Raw genomic sequence first — 21,315 nt, 5'->3', positions numbered from 1 at the left:
TGTTCACTACGCCAGAATCGGGTGTGGGTAGTCCGGTGAGCGGTGCTGGAATCGGGTGATGGCCGGATTCACGATGACGCCGTCACGGATTTCGATGGCCCGCTCCAAGGTCTCGTCTGCTTTCCACGCCGTCTCTCCTGCCATGACGGCAGGTAGGTAGGGGAGAAGTGATTCGCTGATCTCCCACGATGCGGAGTTCCACAGGTACGACGGGCTGTGATCGACGCCGTAGTAGGTGATGTTGTCACCGACGATGAAGGTCGGCTCCGCGAACGAGGTGGGGCGAGCCCAGCTGAATCCCATTCCTTCGTCGCACGAGACGTCGACGATGAGGCTGCCGGGTTGAAAGTTCACGAGGTCTTCCTCGGTGAGGAACGTCAGCGGTGTATCCGTGTTCTGCAGTACACAATTGACGACGATGTCGTGCTCGGCGAGGAAGCCGGGAACCGGCACGCTGTGATTGTCGATCATCACGTGACTGCCGCGAACATCGCCGTTGTTGTTGTCGAACGAGACCATCCGAGCCGAGTGGATGGGGGAGCTGACGGCGGTGACGCCGCGTTGGGTCAGCACGTCGACTTCATGGATACCATGCGCCTTGAGTGCCGTGACGGCGCCGCGGGCGGTGGCACCGAAACCGATGACGGCAGCGGTGAGGCGTCGCCCGTAGTCGCCGGTGGAACCGATCAACTGCAAGGCATGGAGAACCGAGCTGTAGCCCGCCAACTCGTTATTCTTGTGGAAGACATGCAAATTGAAGGATCCGTCGCTGTGCCAGTGGTTCATGGCCTCGAAAGCGATGAGAGTCAGCTTCTTGTCGATCGCGATCTGGGTCAGTTCGGTGTCCTGCACGCAGTGCGGCCAGCCCCAGAGCACCTGGCCGGTGCGGAGTTCGGCGAGGTCGGCCGCCAACGGTTTCGGTAGGAGAACCACATCGGTTTCCGCCAAAATTTCCTTGCGCGTGCGGATTCCGGCCACCAGGCCCGAGAGGGTGTCGTCTGAGTACCCGAAGGCATGGCCGTAGCCCTCTTCGAGGTAGATGCGCGAGCGAAGTTCAGCGTCGATCCGATCGAAATGGGCAGGGTGGATCGGCAACCGGCGTTCTGCCGGTTTGCTCGACTGTCCGATGACTCCAAGGGTGCGTACGTTGTTCAATTGTGTATCTCTCGATAGGAGCAGGTAGAGATGTCAGGCAGGAGCCTGAGGGAAGAGCAGAAGCCGCAGGAACGCTGGCAGAATGCCTGGACCAGGACCGCCTGAGGGCGTGCTGGGTGCGCTGCTGTCGATCGCCGACGGCGTCAGAAAAGCGCGTCGGTACCAGGCCAGTCTAGCCGGGTTCGTTGATCGCCCGGGGTTCGGGCATGCGACGGTACGGTCGAGTGAGTAAGGGCTATTGCGCGCGCAGGTGTGAATTCAGCACGGCCAGTTGAATTTTGCTGGCATCCGAGTGGACTTCGCGCCCTTTGTCGGTGACGTCGATGAAGACTCCGCGCCGGTCAGCCTCGCACAGTGCTCGCTGAACCAGTCCGGCCTTCTCGAGACGGGCGACGCTGCGGGAGAGCGCACTGGGGCTCAGGTACATCTCCGAGGCCAGATCCTGCATCCGTGGACGCTCACACGAGGTGTCCATGAGTCGGTCGAGAGCCTCGAAGTCGCTCATGCTCAGGCCATGCGCAGACTGCATCTGGCGATCGAGTTCGCATGCGATGTCGTTGTAGCTGGTCGACAGCGAGCGCCAGGTGTTGCGCAATTCGGATTCCGACGTCACGACCGCATTCTAGTTGAAGACTCGATTACGTGCAATTGCATTAAATGCTTGTGCATTAAGTGCATGTGCATCTATTCTCGCTGACGTGACTTGCACAGACTCGACACTCAAACCATTCGATTCGCCGGAATCACCGGGTTCTACGGAATCCACGGATCCGGCCACAGGGGAGGGTTGGTCCCTCAAGCTGTGGGGCATCCTCGCGGTGCTCTGCCTCGTGTTGTTCCTCGACGGTCTCGATGTGTCGATGGTGGGCGTCGCTCTACCGTCCATCGGCGATGAACTGGGCCTGTCCACTACTTCGCTGCAGTGGATCATCAACGGCTACGTCCTCGGATTCGGCGGACTGCTGCTGCTCGGCGGGCGCACAGCAGACCTGCTCGGACGCCGGAAAGTGTTCCTGATCGCGCTGACGGTGTTTGCGATCGCCTCGCTCGTCGGTGGTCTCGTCGACAACGGAACACTGCTGATCGCATCACGATTCGTGAAGGGACTCGCTGCCGCCTTCACCGCTCCGACCGCGATGTCCATCCTCACCACGACGTTCAAAGAAGGTCCGGCACGTAACCGGGCGCTGTCCGTGTTCTCGGTATTCGGTGCCAGCGGCTACTCGTCCGGACTGATTCTCGGCGGGCTGTTGACCAGCGCCGGTTGGAGATTCACGTTCCTGATGCCGGTGCCCTTCGCTGTCATCGCGCTGATCGGTGGGTACTTCCTCATTCCGCGGGACCGTCCCGCGGACAACGGCGGACACGACCTGGTTGGCGCCGTCACGTTGGTGACGGGAATGCTGCTCACGGTCTACACGATGGTCTCGGCCCCGACTCGTGGTTGGGCGCACCCGATGACCTTGGGGTCGTTTGCCGTGGCAGCGGTACTCTTGGCGACGTTCTTTGTCGTGGAGAAGAAGGTGGCACATCCGCTTGTGCGCCTTGGACTTCTGCGCGTCGGCAGCATCGTCCGCGCGAATCTCGCCATCATCGCGCTCTTCGGGTCCTATCTGAGCTTCCAGTTCATGATGACGATCTTCCTGCAGTCCGCCCTCGGCTGGTCGCCCCTGAAGATGGCGATGGCACTGCTCCCCGCCGGCATCATCGTTGCCTTCGGTTCGCCGTTTGTCGGACGGTTGGTCGACCTGTACGGCAGTGCCAGACTCATCATCGCGGCACTGACGTCGCTGAGCGTCGGGTACCTCTGGTTCCTGTTTGCCGGGAGTGATTCACCGTCATACGTTGTGGCAATTCTCCCCAGCGTCATTCTGCTCGGCCTCGGATTTGCCTTGGGCTACACCTCGATCATGGCTCAGGCAACCTCTGGCGTCGACGACTCGGAGCAAGGTTTGGCCTCGGGTCTGGTGAACACGTCGGCTCAGGTCGGTGCGGCCCTTGTGCTGGCACTGACGACGGCTCTGGTCACCGCTGGCTCGCATACCGCGACTGGCTCGGGGACTGCCGGGTTTCAACAGTTCCATCCCGGACTGATCCTGGTTACCGGCGTTGCGCTGGTGGGCTTGGCCATCACCGTCTCGCCCTTGGTGCGGGGAAGATCGGTACGTGGAAAGCGCACCGATGCGGAGAAGGAGTTGACGCCCGTCTCCTAGCAAAAAAGTTCAGCCGCGCAGGAGAATTCCTGCGCGGCTGAACGTGTGAATCGTGGACTAGCGGGAAGCGGACCCAAGAGCACTGTCGAAGTCGGCAGTGCTCGCCTGCGAGCCGAGGATCATGGCCAGGCGCACCAACATGCCTTCACGATCAGCCGGCTCGGCCTGATCGAGTGCGTTGGAGAGTGCCAACCACACGTGCTCACGACGGGCATCGTCTCCGACCGCTGCAGCTGTCACGGACACTGCCGCGTCGAAGTGGGTCGGCGCAGTTCCGGCGGTGAGATGCTTGGCTACATCGCCCAATTGTGCGGGATCGCTGATCCGGCACAGAACCAAACCGTCGGGGCGGATCACGAAGATATCGCCGACGCGAGCACCGAGTGCAGCCGCGAGGTCACCGCTAGCGTCGTCGACCGTGGCATCGGCACCACCCACGGTGATTACCCGCACGGTTTCCGGTGCAAGTGCGCGAGCAAGAACGTCGGCCTGCGCGGCGAGTTCGGAAGCCAATTCAGCCGACAGGCCGAAGGCCAGCACACCGAATCCCGTACCGCGCAAACGATTCAAGGAGGTTTCCGAGCCGTCCGCCGAGACCGCGACGATCCTGTCTTCGAGCGGATCACCGGGCAGGACGCCTTCGGTGCCCGGAGCGGTGGGCCACGTCAGCGGTGAGAGGTGGGCGTGCGTAGCGCTCGACTGGCGCGGATTGATCAGGTGCGCGAATTCGCCTCGAGTGGTGGCGAGTTCGAGCACCGCGTCGCGAGTGGTTCGGTGTCCGTGGCTACCCGGGGACATGATGAGCGTCGACTTGCCTGCATTGTCGACGTTCTGCTGCCACGCGCTGCGACGTTCCGTCGAGTACGCGTCGAGGATGGCGGTATCGGACGCTCCGTTGATGACGGAGGCCAACTGCCACACCAAGGTTTCGGCGTCTTCCATGCCGGAGTTGAGGCCACGAACACCGAAGATAGGGACGAGATGCGCTGCGTCGCCGGCAAACAGCACGCGGCCGTGCGTGAAATCTTCCAAGGCCAGTGCATGAGCGCGGTAGAAACCGAACCACTCGAGGGTCCACGGGATGTCGCTCTGCAGCCATTCGAGGTGGCGCGTGATGCGGTCGCGGATGCGATCTTCCTGCGTCTCCGCTTCGGGATCGTCCGACGCGTCGAGTTGGTAGTCGATGCGCCAGATGTCACGCGGCTGGCGGTGCATGATGATCGTGGAACCCGGGTTGCTCGGCGCGTCGAACCACACCAGACGCTCGGCCGGTAGTTCTGATTCCCAATGAATGTCCGCGATGACGTAGTTGCCCTCGTAGCTGTTGCCCTGCAGGCGGATTCCGCTGAGTTCGCGCATCTTGCTACGGCCACCGTCGGCGGCAACGACCCAGGCGGCACGCAGTTCGCGAGTTCCGAACGCGGTGTCGACGGTCAACGTCACCTCGTCGTCGCCGGTTGCGATGCCCGCGATCGACGACGACCAGTGGAAGTTCACCAAGGGGTGAGCCAGCAGCTTGTCCGTCATGATCTGCTCGAACTCGGATTGCGACACGTTGACCATGGGGCCGCGCGCATCGTGATCGGCGGACGCCATGCGGAAGTGCAGCACTTCCTGATCACGGTAGTAGCTCCGGCCACCCACCCACGGCAGAACGATGTCTTCGAGTTCGGCGCCGAAGCCGAGACGCTCGGCAACTTCGAGGCTGTGCCGGGACACGCAGATCGCGCGGCTGCCGAACGAAACCTGATCTGCCGCTTCGAGAATTGTGACGGGAATGCCGCGCTGGGCCAAGCCCATGGCAACGCCCATGCCGACGGGGCCGGCGCCGACGATCACTACCGGAAGCGCGTCGGCCGACGGAGCCAGGGACGCAAAATCCTCGGCAGCATACTTCTTCGGATGAAAGTAAGTCGACATGATCACGAGGCTTTCTGTGCGGCAGAAGGTTCGGGGAGCAACAGGATCGAGACGAGGCTGATCACGGCGATTCCCACGAAGTAGACGGTGATGGCGAGCGACGTGCCGAATCCGGCAAAGAGTGCGGTGGCGATCATCGGGGCCAGGCCGCCGCCGAGGATGGCACCGATCTGGTAGCCGAGCGACGCTCCGCTGTAGCGGATGTGGGCGGGGAACAGTTCGGCGAACAGCGCGGATTGTGGGCCGGCGCAGCAGCCGAGCGTGAAGCCAAGGCCGATCATGGCAAACAACATCGCCGGGATGATTGCGGTGTCCATGAGCGGGAAGAATGCTGCCGCGGCGACGACCAACGCGATGGAGCTACGGATGTAGACGGTTCGGCGTCCGATCGAGTCCGACTTGTGCGCGCTGAATGCCATTCCGGCCATCCAGAAGGGGCAGGACGCGATGAGCAGGAACAGCATCGTGGTCTTGCTGAATCCGAGTTCCTTCTCGCCGTACTTGAGGACGTACACCATGTACGCGTACGCGATTCCGTTGGTGGCGATGAAGGTGCCACCGGCGAGCAGCACGGTCTTCCAGTGCTTGGTCAGCACCTCGAGGATCGGCAGTGTCTCCGCAGGAGCGTCGTCCTTGGACGCGGTGAACTCGTCACTTTCCTCGAGTCCGAGTCGAATCCACATCGCGACGCCCACCAGAACAGCGCTGAGCAGGAACGGAATTCGCCAACCCCAGGAGTTGAAGGTGCTGTCGTCCATGAACGCGGCGAGCGGCAGGTACACGAGGTTGGCCATCAGCACACCGGCCGGCACGCCGATCTGCGGCGCCGCGCCGTAGAGGCCCTTCTTGCCTTCTGGTGCATTTTCGGTCGCAACCAGGACTGCTCCACCCCATTCGCCGCCGACGCCCAGGCCCTGGATGAAGCGGAATGTCACGAGGAGGACGGGCGCAAAGACACCGATCGAGTCGTAATTCGGCAGCAGGCCGATGGCAACGGTCGCGCCGCCCATCAGGAGCAGCGAGAGTACGAGCATGGACTTGCGTCCGATGCGGTCGCCGAAATGTCCCATCACGATTCCGCCGATGGGGCGCGCGATGAATCCTACGGCGAGTGTCGCGAAGGCGGCCAAGGTTCCGGCGAGTTCGGACGTGCCGGGGAAGAACTGCGTGCCGAGTACAAGCGCCGCAGCGGTGCCGTAGATGAAAAAGTCGTACCACTCGATGGCGGTGCCGACAAAGCTGCCGAGGGCGGCTTTGCGCGCTTTGGCGCTCGCGGCAGCGCGCACCGTGTGCGGCGTGGCGGTGGAGGTCATGAATTGCCTTTCGACATGAATATCGCTTGAAGACACAATGACGCGCGCCACAACACTTGAAAAGCTAAAGAATTGGAGGTTCTTCCACGGAAAAATGATGGAAGGAGAGATTTGTCCTGGTCGGGTCGTTATTGCCGATCGTCCTGCTGTGAAACGAATTCTATAAAACTTCGTGCCACTCGACTGAGGCGTGCGTCCTGGTGCCAGGCGAGCACTACGTCCACCGAAGGAACTGCGGGCGATCCGATCGTTTTCACGACTACCTCGAGGCCCTCGTACGTAATGTCCATCTTCGGGCGTTGGAGCAGGAGCGTCCAGCCGAGACCGCGCCCGACAAAGGCTCGCGCCGTCTCGAAGTTCCCGGTTCGGTAGGCAACGTCCGGGACGAACCCGCCGAGGCGACACACGTCGAGTGCGTGTTTGGTGCTCGGTGGCGCGTTGAGGAGGACCATCGGAAACTTGGCGAGATCAGGGAGATGAATGGGGTTCTCCGATTGCGCCAACGGGTGCTCGGCGCCCAAGACGATCAGAGGCTGTCGGGTGGTCAACGGAATCGTGCGCAGTTCCGACGAGAGATCCAGGTCGTACGCGATCGCAAGATCCAACTCGCCGTTTTCCAGATGGGTCTGCAGTCGGTTCTGGTTGTCCTCGCGAAACTCCACCTGTGTTGCCGGGTAGGTGCGTGTGAAGCCGGCGATCATCGACGGCAGAATTGTCGGCCCCAATGCGGGGTAGCACCCGATCGCAATGGGCCCGGAAACGGTGCCGGCAGTTCCGAGTGCGTCGGACTCGAGTTCGTCGGCCTGTTGCAGGAGGGCGCGTGCGCGCACCAGAACGGATTCGCCGGTGCGAGTGAGTTGAACGCCGAATGATCGACGACGAACGCACAGTTGAACTTTCAGGGCGCGTTCGAGTTCGGTGATGGACGCTGACAGTGCCGAGGGGGAGAGGTGCATGAGATCGGCGGCAGCGGTGATGGTTCCGGTCTCTGCTACCGCCACAAACGCGGCAAGCTGACGCATCGTGTAGGTCGGGGCAGAATCGCGGCGCGGCATGCTGCCAACGGTAGTCGCTGAGAAATGAGGCCCGAAAAATGTGGCACCGAGACGCGCAGCCGGTAAGAAAACCTGCGCTGTCGTGGTGCCCCCGGCAGGATTCGAACCTGCGGCCTTTCGCTCCGGAGGCGAACGCTCTATCCCCTGAGCTACGGGGGCGCACCGATAAAAATCGGTGTGCCGACTTGGGCTGCGTTAGCGTAGCGCATGACACCCGCATGTGGTCAAACCGGCCCCACATAAGAATGCGTCGAGCGTCGGTAACTAAGACATCCGTGCGGTTTGCACCTAGGCTCGCCTCTGGGCACAGGTTCGGGCGGACCGCTCGGGCACCCTCGTGAAGTACGGGAGTCGACGATGACCGATCATCAGTATTCCGACGACGATCTCGAGCTGGACCTGCAGTGGTGGGCAGCCGCGAACTATCTGACCGTCGCGCAGATTTACCTGCAGGACAACACTTTGCTGCGAGAACCGTTGCAAGCGAAGCACATCAAACCCCGACTGCTCGGGCATTGGGGAACCAGTCCGGGTTTGTCGATGATCTACACGTTGCTGAATCGGCATATCGTTGCCACCGACGCGGATTGGCTGTACGTGACGGGGCCCGGACACGGCGGACCGGCATTGGTCGCGTCGACGTACCTGGAAGGGACGTACTCGGAGATCTATCCCGACGTACCGGCGGACGGTGAGGGCATTCATCGGATGTGCCGACGGTTCTCGGCTCCGGGCGGTGTGCCGAGTCACGTCAGCGTGCAGACTCCCGGCAGCATTCACGAAGGTGGCGAGTTGGGGTACGCGCTCGCACACGCGGCGGGCGCCGCGTTCGACCATCCGGACTTGTTGGTGGCATGTGTCATCGGTGACGGTGAGGCGGAAACGGGTCCGTTGTCGGGATCGTGGAAACTCCCGGCCTTCCTCAATCCGCGTCGCGATGGAGCGGTGCTGCCGATCCTGCACGTCAACGGCGCCAAGATTGCGGGACCGACGGTGTACGGGCGCAGCAGCGACGAGGATGTCAAGGCGTTTCTCAGCGGTCAGGGGTGGGAACCCGTTGTTGTGTCCGGAGATGATCCCGGTGCGGTCTTCCCGCAGTTGTACCGAGCAATGGTCAATGCTCACAACACGATTCGTGATCGGCAGGCGAAGGCGCGCGGCGGCGAGGAGTGGTCGGGTAAATGGCCGGCGATTGTCCTGCGCACGCCCAAGGGGTGGACAGGGCCGCACACGGTTGACGGGAAATTGGTGGAAGGTACCCACTGGGCGCATCAAGTGCCGCTGTCGGGAGTGCGCACCAACGAAGCGCATCTGCGCCAACTCGAAGAATGGATGCGTTCCTACCGGCCGGACGAGTTGTTCGACGCAAACGGATCATTGCGACCCGACCTGGCCGCGTTGGCCCCTGCCGGCGACAAGCGGATGGGCAGCACGCCGTACGCCAACGGTGGGCGCCTGCGCGTCGACCTTCCCGTGCCGGCCCTCGAGAAGTACGCGCTGCCCATCGAATCGCCGGGTTCGACGTTCCACGAGACCACCAGGGTGCTCGGGGAATTGCTCCGAGACGTCTACGCCGCCACCGAAACCGACGACGGCGGCGGAATCTTCCGGCTCTTCTGTCCGGACGAGACGTCGAGTAACCGACTCGGCGCCGTCTTCGAGACAACCGAGCGCTGTTGGCAATTGCCGATCACCGAATTCGACGACGGACTCTCCACAGACGGACGAGTCATGGAAGTGCTCAGCGAGCACCTGTGTGAGGGTTGGCTCGAAGGCTATCTGTTGTCCGGCCGGCACGGAATGTTCGCCAGCTACGAGGCCTTTGCGATGGTGAGCGTCTCGATGCTCATCCAGCACGCCAAATGGCTCCAACATGCAGTCGAATTGCCGTGGCGCGCTCCAGTGGCGTCGCTCAACGTACTGCTCACAAGTACGTGTTGGCGTAACGATCACAACGGTTTCAGCCATCAGGGCCCGGGAATGATCGACGCCGTGATTCCTTTGGCGCCCAGTGTTATCCGTGTGTGGCTGCCGCCGGACTCCAACACGCTGCTGTCGATTTCGGATCATTGCCTGCGCAGCACTGATCACGTGAATCTGATCGTCGTCGACAAGCAGCCACATCTGCAGTACCTCACGCTCGAGCAGGCGCACGCGCACTGCGCTGCCGGTGCTTCGGTGTGGGAGTGGGCGGGAACGGAAGTTCACGGCGAAGAGCCGGATGTTGTGCTCGCGGCAGCGGGAGACGTTCCGACACAAGAAATTCTGGCCGCCGCCCAACTGCTCCGAGAGCACACTCCGGACCTACGGGTGCGGGTGGTCAACGTCGTCGACCTCATGGCGTTGCTGACGCCGACCGAGCACCCACACGGATTCGGTGAGCGAATCTTCCTTGATCTGTTCACCGCGCAGACCGACGTCGTGTTCGCGTTCCACGGCTACTCCCGCGCAATTCACGAGCTCATGCACGGGCGGCCGTCGCCGGAGCGTTTCCACGTTCGGGGATTCAGTGAACAAGGAACCACCACAACACCGTTCGACATGGTCGTGCTCAACAAGATGAGCCGCTACCACCTGGTGATCGAGGCACTACGACGTTCGAAGCGGCGAACGGCCGGATCTCCGGAGCTGGCCGAATTCTGTCGGTCGCAGCTGGAGAAGCATTCCCGCTACATCGTCGAACACCTCGAGGACATGCCGGAAATAGACAACTGGACCTGGTCCTGAAGTAGATCAGGACCAGGCCCAGTTCGGGTCTGGAAAAGAGCCGGATTAATTCATCGGCAGTGGAGCGGCTCCGCGCGCGGCCAGCATGCTGGTCATCAGTGCGGACTCGCTTTGCTGCGTGTCGACCATCGTCTGTGCCAGGGACCGCACCGGGCCCTCGGTGGCATCGGCTGCGGCGTACTCCATCATCGGGAGTCCGCCCTCGTGGTGACGCAACATCAGCTGCAGGAACAGGACGTCGAGTTCGGTGCCGGACGCGGCGCGCAGTGCGGCCAGGTCCTCGGGTGACGCCATGCCAGGCATGGTGTCGACCGGGCCCGAATGATCCATGTCCATCGTGCCCGAGGTCCCGTGCGAACTGTGCCCGGACGAGTCGGACGACATCCACTCCATGTACGGGCCGACCTTGCTGAGGGGTTGGTCCCACATCGTCAGCCAGGCCTGCATCTGGCCGAGCTGATTCTGCTGCGTGGTCAAGATGTCGTAGGCCAACGTGCGTACGTCGTTGTCGGTGGACTTCGTCAGCGCGATGGATGCCATGTCGACGGCCTGGCTGTGATGCACGCTCATGTCCTGCGCAAAGCCCACATCGACGGAGTCCGATGCCGGGACAGTCAGTGAGGACTCGGCGTCTGGACCCAACATGTTGGTGAGCGCACCAAGGGCGAAGCCGATTGCGATAGCGCCGATCAACCCGATGATCAGCAGCGCGGTGCGCTGACTGGGCTTCGACGGCTGGTCGGTGTCTGGCACGTTATCCACCCGCGGGAATCTGCTCGTCGGTAGCTGCCGTGGTGCCTGCGCCGTCCATCGGAACGGCGTCGGGGCCCGGAGCGGTGGGATCGAACGGTGACGTTTCCGGACTGAACAGCGGGTTGGAGCAGCTGGCGCCGACCTCGGGGTAGGTATTCGGGTTCTGGTTCAGTGCGGTGATGAACTGGTCGATGCGCTCGTCGTCGGCGTTGTCGACTTCGAGGCGATGGCCCCATGACTGGAGCGAGATGGGGCTGCTCTGGCCCGGGTACGGCGACATCAGCATGTAGGACTTGCCGTTGACGCGCGTCGCCAAGCTGTCGATCTGGTCCTGGTCGACAAGATCGGGGTTGTACGAAATCCAGATGGCGCCGTGTTCGAGGGAGTGGACGGCGTTCTCGGTCCGGATCGGGTCCGCGTACACGGTGCCGGTGCAGTTCGCCCACGTGGAGTCGTGCGGTCCACCGAACGGCGGGGTCTGGTCGTAGGCGACGCGCTGCGTGGCCTCGACGTGCTGACCGGCCGGGTACTCGATCTTGAGGACACCGTCGATCTTGTCGGACGGATCCTTGTTCTCCGAGCTGTACTTATAGGGCTCCAGCGCCTGCTGCTCCTCGACCTTCGGCCACAAGTTGACAGCGAGCACGGCAATCAGTGCAAGCACGAGCGCACCGGCGCCGATCGTCAGCCACGGGATCTGGCGAGGGGCGGGAACGCCTCCCTTGCCTTTCTTGGCCGGACGGCCACCCTTGTTGGCAGCCTTGATGGCTTTGGCTGATTTGGCCCCGGATTTATTATTGGGACCGCGACTATCCGAACCGCTTGGCATCGATTGGGCTCTTTCGGTGTGTGGGCAAATATGCAGCAGACCCTCCCGTCGGACGTACGTGACGGTAGCTCGGGCATTACCACTGTACTTTCCGAGTCTGAGGGCAATCTGGGAGAGTGGCGTGCGACACGCCCAAATCGGTCGTCAGCCTACCCGCAGGCGGCCCGGCGCGAGGCGAGTCTCCACCTCGAGTGTGCAGGCAATAAGATGAATACCTGTGACTCCAGCTGACCTTGCCGAACTGCTCCGCGGAACCGCTGCGAGCGTCCTAGCCGAACGCGGCCTCGACGTCTCGGTGCTCCCAGAAACCTTGACAGTCGAGCGTCCTCGCAACCCCGAGCACGGCGACTACGCCACCAACATTGCCATGCAGGTAGCCAAGAAGGTCGGCACGAATCCGCGCGAGCTGGCGGGCTGGCTTGCCGAAGCCCTCACCGCAGCCAACGGAATCGAATCCGCCGAGATCGCCGGACCTGGCTTCCTCAACATCCGGCTGGACAAGGACGCCCAGGGCGCGATCGTCGTATCGGTTCTCGAAGCCGGTCCGTCGTACGGCTCGGGCGATTCCCTCGCCGGCAAGAAGATCAACCTCGAATTTGTCTCCGCTAACCCCACCGGACCGATTCACCTCGGTGGAACCCGTTGGGCCGCAGTCGGAGACGCGCTCGGACGCATCCTGTCCGCGCAGGGCGGCCTGGTCACACGTGAGTACTACTTCAACGACCACGGCGCCCAGATCGACCGCTTCTCGCGTTCGCTGATCGCCGCGGCCAAGGGCGAACCGGCACCAGAGGACGGCTACGCCGGCGCCTACATCGCCGACATCGCACGGACCGTCATGAAGCAGCGCCCGGACGTCATGGACCTGCCTGCCGACGAGCAGCAGGAAACCTTCCGCGCCATCGGCGTCGATCTGATGTTCACGCACATCAAGCAGACGCTCCACGACTTCGGTGTCGACTTCGACGTGTACTTCCACGAGAACTCGCTCTTCGAATCCGGCGCAGTCGAAAAGGCAGTCGAGTCCCTGAAAAGCTCGGGCAACCTGTTCCACGAGGACGGTGCCTGGTGGCTCAAGAGCACCGACTACGGCGACGACAAGGACCGCGTTGTCATCAAGAGCGACGGCAACGCTGCCTACATTGCCGGTGACATTGCTTACTTCCAGGACAAGCGCGCCCGCGGCTTCGATCTGTGCATCTACATGCTCGGCGCCGATCACCACGGATACATCGGTCGGCTCAAGGCCGCCGCTGCCGCGTTCGGTGACGACCCGGACACCGTCGAGGTCCTGATCGGACAGATGGTCAACCTCGTCAAGGACGGCTCCGCCGTCAAGATGAGCAAGCGCGCAGGCACCGTCATCACCCTCGACGACCTGGTCGAAGCCATCGGCGTCGACGCGTCGCGTTACGTCATGATCCGCTCGTCCGTGGACTCCAGCATCGACATCGACCTCGATCTGTGGACCAAGACCAGCAGCGAGAACCCGGTCTACTACGTCCAGTACGCGCATGCCCGCCTCTCCGCGATCGCCCGCAACGCCGCAGACCTCGGACTCTCTGCCGACGCGAGCCACCTCGCCCTGCTCACGGTCGAGCAGGAGGGCGATCTCATTCGCACGATCGGCGAATACCCTCGCGTCGTGTCCAGTGCAGCGAACCTGCGTGAGCCCCACCGTATTGCTCGCTACCTCGAAGAACTCGCGGGTGCGTACCACCGCTTCTACGGCGCGTGCCGCATCCTTCCGCAAGGCGACGAAGACGCAACCGACGTGCACCGCGCGCGTCTGGCACTCTGCGCCGCCACCAGGCAGGTCCTGGCCAACGGCCTCGAACTGCTCGGCGTCACAGCACCGGAGCAGATGTGAACGCGCACCCCGCCGGCCCCAAGCATGCCGAGCAGTTGCAGGCCCCCGGTCTGCCCGACCGTCCCACCAGTCCCGAGGCTTTCGGTGAACTCTCGCCGCAGGTGTGGCCGCGCAACGCGGCTCGCGGCGACGACGGCGAAGTAACCCTGGCAGGTGTCAAGGTCAGCGAGCTTGCCGAGAAGTACGGCACGCCGCTGTTTGTCATCGACGAAGACGATTTCCGTTCACGCTGCCGCGACATGGCCCGAGCGTTCGGCCCGGATGCCAAGGTGCATTACGCATCCAAGGCATTCCTGTGTGGTGAGATCGCACGCTGGGTTGCCGACGAAGGTCTGTCACTCGACGTGTGCTCCGGTGGCGAATTGGCAATCGCACTGCACGCCGATTTCCCGGCCGAGCGAATTGCCATGCACGGCAACAACAAGTCCGTCGCCGAGCTGACGGCCGGTGTTGCTGCTGGTGTCGGTCACGTCGTCCTCGACTCTGCAGTCGAGATCGAACGCCTCAACCGCGTCGCCGGTGAGGCCGGAGTTGTCCAGGACGTGCTGATCCGCCTGACCGTCGGCGTCGAAGCGCACACCCACGAATTCATCTCCACCGCACACGAAGATCAGAAGTTCGGATTCTCGTTGGCCGGGGGAGCGGCAATCGACGCAGTGCGCCGCGTCTTTGCCGCCGACAACCTGCGCCTCGTCGGACTGCACAGCCACATCGGCTCGCAGATCTTCGACGTCGACGGCTTCGAGGTGGCAGCCCATCGCGTCATCGGGCTGCTTCGCGACGTCGTCGCGGAGTTCGGCGTCGAGAAGACCAAGCAGATCTCGATAATCGACCTCGGTGGCGGCATGGGAATTTCGTACATCCCGTCCGACGACCCGCCGCCCGTCGACGAACTCGCAGCCAAGCTCGGCCACATCGTGCGCAACGAATCGGCACTGGCCGGACTGCCCGAGCCGACACTGGCCGTCGAACCCGGCCGCGCCATCGCCGGACCAGGCACGGTGACGCTCTACGAGGTCGGCACCATCAAGGACGTCACGGTGGGCAGCGCACTGACACGCCGCTACATCAGCGTCGACGGCGGCATGAGCGACAACATCCGCACATCGCTCTACGGTGCGGAGTACGAAGCCAAGTTGGTCTCACGTACATCCGAGGCCGATCCTGTTGTTGCACGTGTTGTCGGAAAGCACTGTGAATCCGGTGACGTCGTCATTCGGGACACCTGGATGCCCGAGGACGTCGGACCTGGTGATTTACTTGCGGTAGCAGCGACCGGTGCATACTGCTATTCGATGTCGAGCAGGTACAACCTGCTCACCCGCCCAGCCGTGGTGGCGGTGCGTGACGGAGTTTCACGCGTGATTCTGCGGAGGGAAACAGTGGAAGATCTGCTCAGCTTGGAGGTATCGCAGTGACGAGCCAATCGGCGCATCGCGCTATCGGTGTGGCCGTTCTCGGCCTCGGTAACGTCGGAAGTGAAGTCGTCCGCATCATTCGTGAGCAGGCCGAGGAGCTCGAAGCTCGCGTCGGCGCTCCGTTGGAACTGCGGGGAGTTGCCGTTCGTCGTATCGGCTCCGACCGCGGAATTCCCGAGGACATGCAGACGACGGATGCAGAATCTCTCGTCGCCCGCGAGGACGTGGACATCGTCGTCGAGGTGATCGGCGGAATCGAGCTGCCGCGAAAGCTGATCCTCTCCTCGCTCAATTCGGGCAAGTCCGTCGTCACCGCCAACAAGGCGTTGCTCGCGGACCACACCGGTGAATTGGCGGAGGCAGCCGAAGCAAACTCGGTCGACCTGTACTTCGAGGCGGCTGTCGCCGGCGCGATCCCGGTCATCCGCCCGCTGACGCAGTCGCTCGCAGGCGACCGGGTCAACAAGGTTGCCGGAATTGTGAACGGCACCACCAACTTCATCCTCTCCGCGATGGCCGAAACGGGCGCGGACTACGAGGAAACCCTCGCCGAAGCCGGCCGCCTCGGATACGCGGAAGCCGATCCGACCGCCGACGTCGAAGGCTACGACGCCGCAGCAAAGGCCGCGATCCTCGCGTCCATCGCGTTCCACACCCGCGTCACCGCCGCCGACGTGTACCGCGAAGGAATCTCCACCATCACCTCCGCGGACCTGGCGTCGGCGAAGGCACTCGACTGCACGATCAAGCTGCTCTCGATCTGCGAGCGAATCGTCACGCCCAAGGGCAAGGAACGGATCTCCGCGCGGGTCTACCCAGCGCTTGTTCCGCTCACTCACCCGCTCGCCACCGTCAACGGCGCATTCAATGCCGTTGTCGTGGAAGCGGAAAACGCCGGCCGACTCATGTTCTACGGCCAGGGCGCAGGCGGCGCTCCCACCGCTTCCGCGGTGATGGGTGATCTCGTGATGGCGGCGCGCAACAAGGTTCACGGTGGCCGCGGCCCCCGCGAATCCAAGTACGCCAAGCTCAAGGTCGCTCCGATGGGCGACATCCTCACGCGCTACTACGTGAACATGGAGGTGGCGGACAAGGAAGGCGTGCTGTCCGCAGTCGCCGCCGAGTTCGCGAAGCACGGCGTGAGCATCTCCGTCGTCCGTCAGGAAGGTGCCGGCGCCGGCGCTCGACTGGTGGTCGTCACTCATGTAGCAACCGACGCGGCTCTCTCCGAAACCGTGGCGGCCCTCAACGAACTCGAATTCGTCACCGCTGTGACCAGCGTGCTGCGACTGGAAGGCACTGAACAATGACCGGCATCGTCAATCCCGTCCACAAAGCTTGGCCGGGACTCATCGAGGCATACCGGGATCGTCTGGCAATCGGCGACAACTGGAAGACCGTCACCCTGCGTGAGGGCGGCACCCCGCTCCTGCCGGCCGGTCATCTCTCCGAAATCACCGGTTGCGACGTCTACCTCAAGGTCGAGGGCCTCAACCCCACCGGTTCGTTCAAGGACCGCGGCATGACGATGGCCGTCACCGACGCCCTCGCTCGTGGCCAGCGCGCCGTGCTCTGCGCCTCCACCGGCAACACCTCTGCCTCGGCTGCCGCGTACGCCGCCAAGGCCGGAATGACCTGCGCCGTCCTGATCCCGCAGGGCAAGATCGCCATGGGCAAGCTCGCTCAGGCAGTCATGCACGGCGCCAAGATCATTCAGGTCCAGGGCAACTTCGACGACTGCCTCGAACTGGCAAGAAAGACCACCGCGGAGTTCCCGACCATCGGTCTCGTCAACTCTGTGAACCCGGTGCGCATCGAAGGCCAGAAGACCGCGGCATTCGAAATCATGGACGTCCTGGGCAAGGCTCCCGACGTTCACGCACTCCCGGTCGGAAACGCCGGAAATATCACGGCGTACTGGCGCGGATACTCCGAGTACTACGCGGACGGTCTGACCACGGTCAAGCCCCGCATGCTCGGCGTGCAGGCAGCCGGAGCCGCACCGCTGGTCAACGGTGCGCCCGTCAAGGATCCCGAGACCATCGCCACCGCAATCCGGATCGGTTCTCCCGCATCCTGGAACGGCGCTGTCGCGGCCAAGGAAGAGTCGAACGGCGCATTCCGCGCCGCAACCGACGAGAAGATCCTCGAGGCCTACCGTCTGATCGCTGCCACCGAAGGCGTTTTCGTGGAGCCGGCGTCGGCAGCGAGCGTTGCCGGGCTCCTCGCAGCCCGCGCCGAAGGATGGCTGGAGCCCGGACTGACCGTCGTGTGCACCGTGACCGGTAACGGCCTCAAGGATCCCGATACCGCTCTGAAGGGCATGCCGAACGTCGAGCCCATCGGTGTTGATCCCGTTGCCGTTGCGGCTGCCCTCGAGCTTGCATAGTGTCCGTGGACTCGTCAACCACTCCGCGGAATCCGGTATCTGACATGACCAGAACCCTGCCTGTCGGTATTTCGGTGACCGCACGCGTCCCGGCCTCGAGTGCAAACTTGGGGCCGGGGTTCGACACCCTCGGCTTGGCTCTGGGGCTGTACGACGAAATCGTGGTCACCACAACGGATTCCGGCCTGAATATCCAGGTCGAAGGTGAGGGTGCCGCAGACGTGCCCTGGGGCCCTTCGCATCTGGTCGTTCGGGCCATCGAGCGCGGACTCGAAGCTGCCGGTGTGTGGGCCAGTGGCCTGGATGTGCTGTGCCGCAACGTGATCCCGCATTCGCGTGGGCTCGGTTCGTCCGCGTCGGCGGCAGTGGGCGGACTTGCTGCCGCAAACGGATTGGCCCGTGCACTCGACGCCGAGATCGGCCTTACCGACGAGCAGTTGGTCCAGTTGTCCTCCGAGTTCGAAGGGCACCCGGACAATGCGTCGGCGAGTGTCCTGGGCGGCGCAGTGGTGTCGTGGAGTTGCCCGTCCATCGTTGATGGCGACGAGCCGATCTACTCGGCCGCAAAACTCGACGTTCATCCCGATATCCGTGCAGTAGCACTGGTTCCGGAAGAACGATCCTCCACCGCGCACACCCGCGGACTGCTTCCCGAGATGGTTCCGCACCAGGATGCGTCGTTCAACGCAAGCCGCAGCGCTCTGGCTGTCGTCGCCCTGACGACGCGTCCGGATCTGTTGATGGCAGCCACCGAAGATCGTCTGCATCAGAGCCAGCGCGCGCCCGCGTTGCCGTTGACAACACGATGGATCTCGATTCTTCGTGAGGCCGGTATCGCGGCTACCGTTTCCGGCGCAGGCCCCACCGTGCTCGCGCTGAGCACGGAACCGTTGCCCGAGCAGTTGGCTGAGGCGGCGCGAGCCGACGGTCTCCGAGTTCTCGAACTCGAGATTGCTTCCGGTGTCGAGGTTCGTCCGACCCTGGACTGAGTTGGCTCCCGCCCGGTTGCCAGGGAAGTGAAGTGACACACGCGGGTTTCGGATAATCTTGCCGGACTCGTGGATCGGCGCTATCCTGGCAATGTCCGTACATCGTGCGCGTCAGTCGCCGGTGCATCATCAAGGGGCCAAACTCCTACCCAGTCGGGAATTGGGGTCCACAATCCTTGACGTGATCCTCGCACTTGTACCTTCTCGGGAAGGTCTGAATCCTCGACGGCACAATCCGTCGATGTTTCGTCAGTCGCGGCAGGTGTGCGACAGCATGTCGGTTTGAAACAGGGGCGGTTCGAGCACCGGTTTCCGACGGCCATGTTGATGACGGGCAAGCCGGTAGTTCTTGACATGCAACTCTCGACATGCAACTAAGTACGGCACCTCCGAGTTCGGTAATCAATCGAAACTTCGGGACGAACCCTCGACTCTGCGCCGCGCAAGTGAGGGAAGGAAAGGACCTCCGTGACCGATACGGACCTCATCGCCACCACTGCACCCAAGGCGAATTCCGCTGGGGCGCAGTCAGGCGACAATTCTCAGGCGTCATCTTCAGCACCCAGTGGTGCGGTGGCGACCTCCACGAAGCGTGCCGACGCACGTCGTGGCGCCGGGCTCTCCGGCATGGTGCTCACCGAACTGCGCAGTCTTGCCGGTGAACTGGGCATCAAGGGCACTTCCGGGATGCGCAAGGGCGACTTGATCGCCGCGATCAAGGAACGTCAGGGCGGCAGCGCCAAGGCGGCACCCGCTCAGAGTGAACTCACGCTCGACGACGCACCGGTTACCCGCACACGCGCCAAGAGCACCCGCGCCGCGCGCACCGAAACTGCCGAAGCTCCGGCTCCTGTCGAAGCTCCCGCAGCCGAGCCCGCCGCAGCAGCACCAGCCACGCGTACCGACACGTCCGAAGAAGCCGAGGCGGGAGCCCCTCGTCGTGGCCGTCAGCGTCGCGGCGCTGCACGTCGCGCCGGTTCACCCGACCAGGGCGAGCTGAACATCGAGCAGGAGTCGGCACCGGCTGCTAACGCACCGGCCGCTGTAGCACCGGCAACTGAAGCACCCGTCGAGCGTAAGCAGAACGAGCGCGCCGAGACCCGGACCGATTCCGATCAGTCCGGCTCTGCCGAGCAGACCACCGAGCGTCCCCGCCGCGAGCGCAACAACCGCGACAACCAGGGACAGCGCGACAACCAGGGACAGCGCGACAACCAGGGACAGCGCGACAACCAAGGTCAGCGCGACAACCAGGGCCAGCGCGGTAACCAGGATCGTCAAGATCGTCAGGATCGCGGAAATCAGAGCAATGCCGGCCAGAACAACGCCGGCCCGCGCACTGACAACCGCAACAACGGTCCGGACGACGACGAAGAAGGTGGCCGCGGACGTCGCGGACGCCGCTTCCGTGAGCGTCGTGGCCGTGGCCGCGAACGCGGCGAGGGCGGTGCACCCAGCGAGTCACGCGAGACCGAGATCCGCGAGGACGACGTCCTGCAGCCGGTAGCCGGCATCCTCGACGTACTCGACAACTACGCGTTCGTGCGTACGTCGGGATACCTCGCCGGACCCAACGACGTCTACGTCTCCATGAACCTGATCCGCAAGAACGGTCTGCGCCGCGGCGACGCCATCACCGGTGCTGTCCGGGTTTCCCGTGACGGCGACCAGAGCAATCAGCGTCAGAAGTTCAACCCGCTGGTGCGCATCGACACCGTCAACGGTGGTGATGTCGAGGCTGCGAAGAAGCGTCCCGAGTTCAACAAGCTCACGCCGCTCTACCCGAACCAGCGTCTGCGTCTCGAGACCGAGCAGAACATTCTGACGACGCGTGTCATCGACCTGGTGATGCCCATCGGTAAGGGCCAGCGCGCCCTGATCGTGAGCCCGCCCAAGGCCGGTAAGACCAGCGTGTTGCAGGCGATCGCCAACGCCATCGCGACCAACAACCCGGAGTGCTACCTCATGGTGGTCCTCGTGGACGAGCGTCCCGAGGAAGTGACCGACATGCAGCGAAGCGTGAAGGGCGAGGTTATCTCCTCGACCTTCGACCGCCCGCCGGGAGACCACACCTCGGTCGCCGAGCTCGCCATCGAGCGCGCAAAGCGTCTCGTGGAAATGGGCAAGGACGTCGTGGTTCTGCTCGACTCGATCACACGATTGGGTCGTGCGTACAACAACTCGTCGCCCGCGTCGGGACGCATCCTCTCCGGTGGTGTCGACTCCACGGCTCTGTACCCGCCGAAGCGTTTCCTCGGTGCTGCCCGCAACATCGAGCACGGTGGCTCGCTCACCATCATCGCTACCGCGATGGTCGAGACCGGATCCACCGGCGACACCGTGATCTTCGAAGAGTTCAAGGGCACCGGCAACGCCGAGCTCAAGCTCGATCGCAAGATCGCCGAACGTCGTGTGTTCCCGGCTGTGGACGTCAACCCGTCCGGTACGCGTAAGGACGAGCTGCTCCTGAGCCCCGACGAAGCCGCCGTGCTGCACAAGCTGCGTCGTGTGCTGTCCGGGCTGGACTCGCATCAGGCCATCGATCTGCTGATCGACCGTCTGAAGAAGAGCAAGAACAACCTCGAGTTCCTGATGCAGGTCTCCAAGACCGCACCGGGCGCAATCGACGACTGATCTTCGGTCACGAAAGAAGAACCCCACAGCCGATTTGGCTGTGGGGTTTT

Annotated in this window: 15 protein-coding genes and 1 tRNA gene; 8 read left to right on the top strand and 8 right to left on the bottom strand. The window is 63.3% G+C overall.

Going from position 1 to position 21,315, the window contains the following annotated elements:
* Positions 1 to 6: 6 nt before the first annotated feature.
* A complete protein-coding gene (locus FEZ60_RS19530) occupies positions 7 to 1,155 on the bottom strand; it encodes a N(5)-(carboxyethyl)ornithine synthase (RefSeq protein WP_095888641.1) in 1,149 nt (382 codons plus the stop codon).
* Between the two features lie 235 nt (positions 1,156 to 1,390).
* Positions 1,391 to 1,768, bottom strand: coding sequence for a MarR family transcriptional regulator (locus FEZ60_RS19525; RefSeq protein WP_033236085.1), 378 nt, complete (start codon positions 1,766 to 1,768; stop codon positions 1,391 to 1,393).
* A gap of 85 nt (positions 1,769 to 1,853) precedes the next feature.
* Here FEZ60_RS19525 and FEZ60_RS19520 point away from each other — a divergent pair, with 85 nt between their 5' ends.
* Positions 1,854 to 3,368 carry an MFS transporter gene (locus FEZ60_RS19520; protein ID WP_172936784.1) on the top strand — a complete coding sequence of 505 codons (1,515 nt, stop codon included), beginning with the start codon at positions 1,854 to 1,856 and terminating at the stop codon, positions 3,366 to 3,368.
* A 57-nt stretch (positions 3,369 to 3,425) separates the two neighbouring features.
* Here the strand turns inward: FEZ60_RS19520 and FEZ60_RS19515 are convergent, their stop codons facing one another.
* The 4 genes from FEZ60_RS19515 to FEZ60_RS19500 all read right to left on the bottom strand — a co-directional run bounded on the left by FEZ60_RS19515 (position 3,426) and on the right by FEZ60_RS19500 (position 7,815).
* A complete protein-coding gene (locus tag FEZ60_RS19515; RefSeq protein ID WP_172936783.1) occupies positions 3,426 to 5,288 on the bottom strand; it encodes an FAD-dependent monooxygenase in 1,863 nt (620 codons plus the stop codon).
* Positions 5,289 to 5,290: 2 nt separating this feature from the next.
* Positions 5,291 to 6,601: an MFS transporter gene (locus FEZ60_RS19510; RefSeq protein ID WP_033236087.1), complete on the bottom strand. Its 1,311-nt coding sequence runs from the start codon at positions 6,599 to 6,601 to the stop codon at positions 5,291 to 5,293.
* Between the two features lie 128 nt (positions 6,602 to 6,729).
* Positions 6,730 to 7,656, bottom strand: a complete 927-nt coding sequence (locus FEZ60_RS19505) for a LysR substrate-binding domain-containing protein (protein ID WP_033236088.1) — start codon at positions 7,654 to 7,656, stop codon at positions 6,730 to 6,732.
* Positions 7,657 to 7,739: 83 nt separating this feature from the next.
* Positions 7,740 to 7,815: transfer RNA gene (locus tag FEZ60_RS19500), tRNA-Arg, on the bottom strand.
* 198 nt (positions 7,816 to 8,013) lie between these two features.
* On the opposite strand from FEZ60_RS19500, the gene FEZ60_RS19495 reads away from it, so the two are divergent.
* Positions 8,014 to 10,383 (top strand): phosphoketolase family protein, encoded by a 2,370-nt coding sequence (locus tag FEZ60_RS19495; RefSeq protein WP_172936782.1) that lies wholly within the window; start codon positions 8,014 to 8,016, stop codon positions 10,381 to 10,383.
* 45 nt (positions 10,384 to 10,428) lie between these two features.
* Here the strand turns inward: FEZ60_RS19495 and FEZ60_RS19490 are convergent, their stop codons facing one another.
* Together FEZ60_RS19490 and FEZ60_RS19485 are read right to left on the bottom strand one after the other, a co-directional pair.
* On the bottom strand, positions 10,429 to 11,145 hold the full coding sequence (locus tag FEZ60_RS19490) for a DUF305 domain-containing protein (RefSeq protein WP_033236090.1): 717 nt from the start codon (positions 11,143 to 11,145) through the stop codon (positions 10,429 to 10,431).
* Entirely contained in the window at positions 11,138 to 11,965 is an 828-nt protein-coding gene (locus FEZ60_RS19485) for a DUF3105 domain-containing protein (protein ID WP_045071329.1), read from the bottom strand. The genes FEZ60_RS19490 and FEZ60_RS19485 overlap by 8 nt, the downstream gene beginning before the upstream one ends.
* A 217-nt stretch (positions 11,966 to 12,182) precedes the next feature.
* Here FEZ60_RS19485 and argS point away from each other — a divergent pair, with 217 nt between their 5' ends.
* From argS to rho, 6 genes are all read left to right on the top strand, one after another.
* Complete coding sequence (gene argS, locus FEZ60_RS19480) at positions 12,183 to 13,835, top strand: arginine--tRNA ligase (protein ID WP_172936781.1); 1,653 nt, start codon at positions 12,183 to 12,185, stop codon at positions 13,833 to 13,835.
* Positions 13,832 to 15,253: a diaminopimelate decarboxylase gene (lysA, locus tag FEZ60_RS19475; protein ID WP_033236093.1), complete on the top strand. Its 1,422-nt coding sequence runs from the start codon at positions 13,832 to 13,834 to the stop codon at positions 15,251 to 15,253. The genes argS and lysA overlap by 4 nt, the downstream gene beginning before the upstream one ends.
* Entirely contained in the window at positions 15,250 to 16,563 is a 1,314-nt protein-coding gene (locus tag FEZ60_RS19470; RefSeq protein ID WP_033236094.1) for a homoserine dehydrogenase, read from the top strand. The genes lysA and FEZ60_RS19470 overlap by 4 nt, the downstream gene beginning before the upstream one ends.
* On the top strand, positions 16,560 to 17,642 hold the full coding sequence (gene thrC, locus FEZ60_RS19465) for a threonine synthase (RefSeq protein ID WP_003941280.1): 1,083 nt from the start codon (positions 16,560 to 16,562) through the stop codon (positions 17,640 to 17,642). The genes FEZ60_RS19470 and thrC overlap by 4 nt, the downstream gene beginning before the upstream one ends.
* 44 nt (positions 17,643 to 17,686) lie before the next feature.
* Entirely contained in the window at positions 17,687 to 18,631 is a 945-nt protein-coding gene (thrB, locus tag FEZ60_RS19460; protein ID WP_033236137.1) for a homoserine kinase, read from the top strand.
* A 468-nt stretch (positions 18,632 to 19,099) separates the two neighbouring features.
* A complete protein-coding gene (rho, locus tag FEZ60_RS19455; RefSeq protein WP_172936780.1) occupies positions 19,100 to 21,265 on the top strand; it encodes a transcription termination factor Rho in 2,166 nt (721 codons plus the stop codon).
* Positions 21,266 to 21,315 lie beyond the last annotated feature (50 nt).

The organism is Rhodococcus sp. MS16, assembly GCF_013277795.1.
Taxonomy (GTDB): Bacteria; Actinomycetota; Actinomycetes; order Mycobacteriales; family Mycobacteriaceae; genus Rhodococcus_F; species Rhodococcus_F globerula.
The sequence above is the reverse complement of the archived record's forward strand: the minus strand, read 5'-3'. Positions and strand labels throughout refer to the sequence as shown.

Bases quoted from the DNA above. Each gene is read 5' to 3' on its own strand.
- FEZ60_RS19515 (WP_172936783.1), bottom strand. From the start codon at position 5,288: ATGTCGACTTACTTTCATCCGAAGAAGTATGCTGCCGAGGATTTTGCG.
- FEZ60_RS19510 (WP_033236087.1), bottom strand. From the start codon at position 6,601: ATGACCTCCACCGCCACGCCGCACACGGTGCGCGCTGCCGCGAGCGCC.
- FEZ60_RS19505 (WP_033236088.1), bottom strand. From the start codon at position 7,656: ATGCCGCGCCGCGATTCTGCCCCGACCTACACGATGCGTCAGCTTGCC.
- FEZ60_RS19495 (WP_172936782.1), top strand. From the start codon at position 8,014: ATGACCGATCATCAGTATTCCGACGACGATCTCGAGCTGGACCTGCAG.
- FEZ60_RS19485 (WP_045071329.1), bottom strand. From the start codon at position 11,965: ATGCCAAGCGGTTCGGATAGTCGCGGTCCCAATAATAAATCCGGGGCC.
- thrC (WP_003941280.1), top strand. From the start codon at position 16,560: ATGACCGGCATCGTCAATCCCGTCCACAAAGCTTGGCCGGGACTCATC.
- thrB (WP_033236137.1), top strand. From the start codon at position 17,687: ATGACCAGAACCCTGCCTGTCGGTATTTCGGTGACCGCACGCGTCCCG.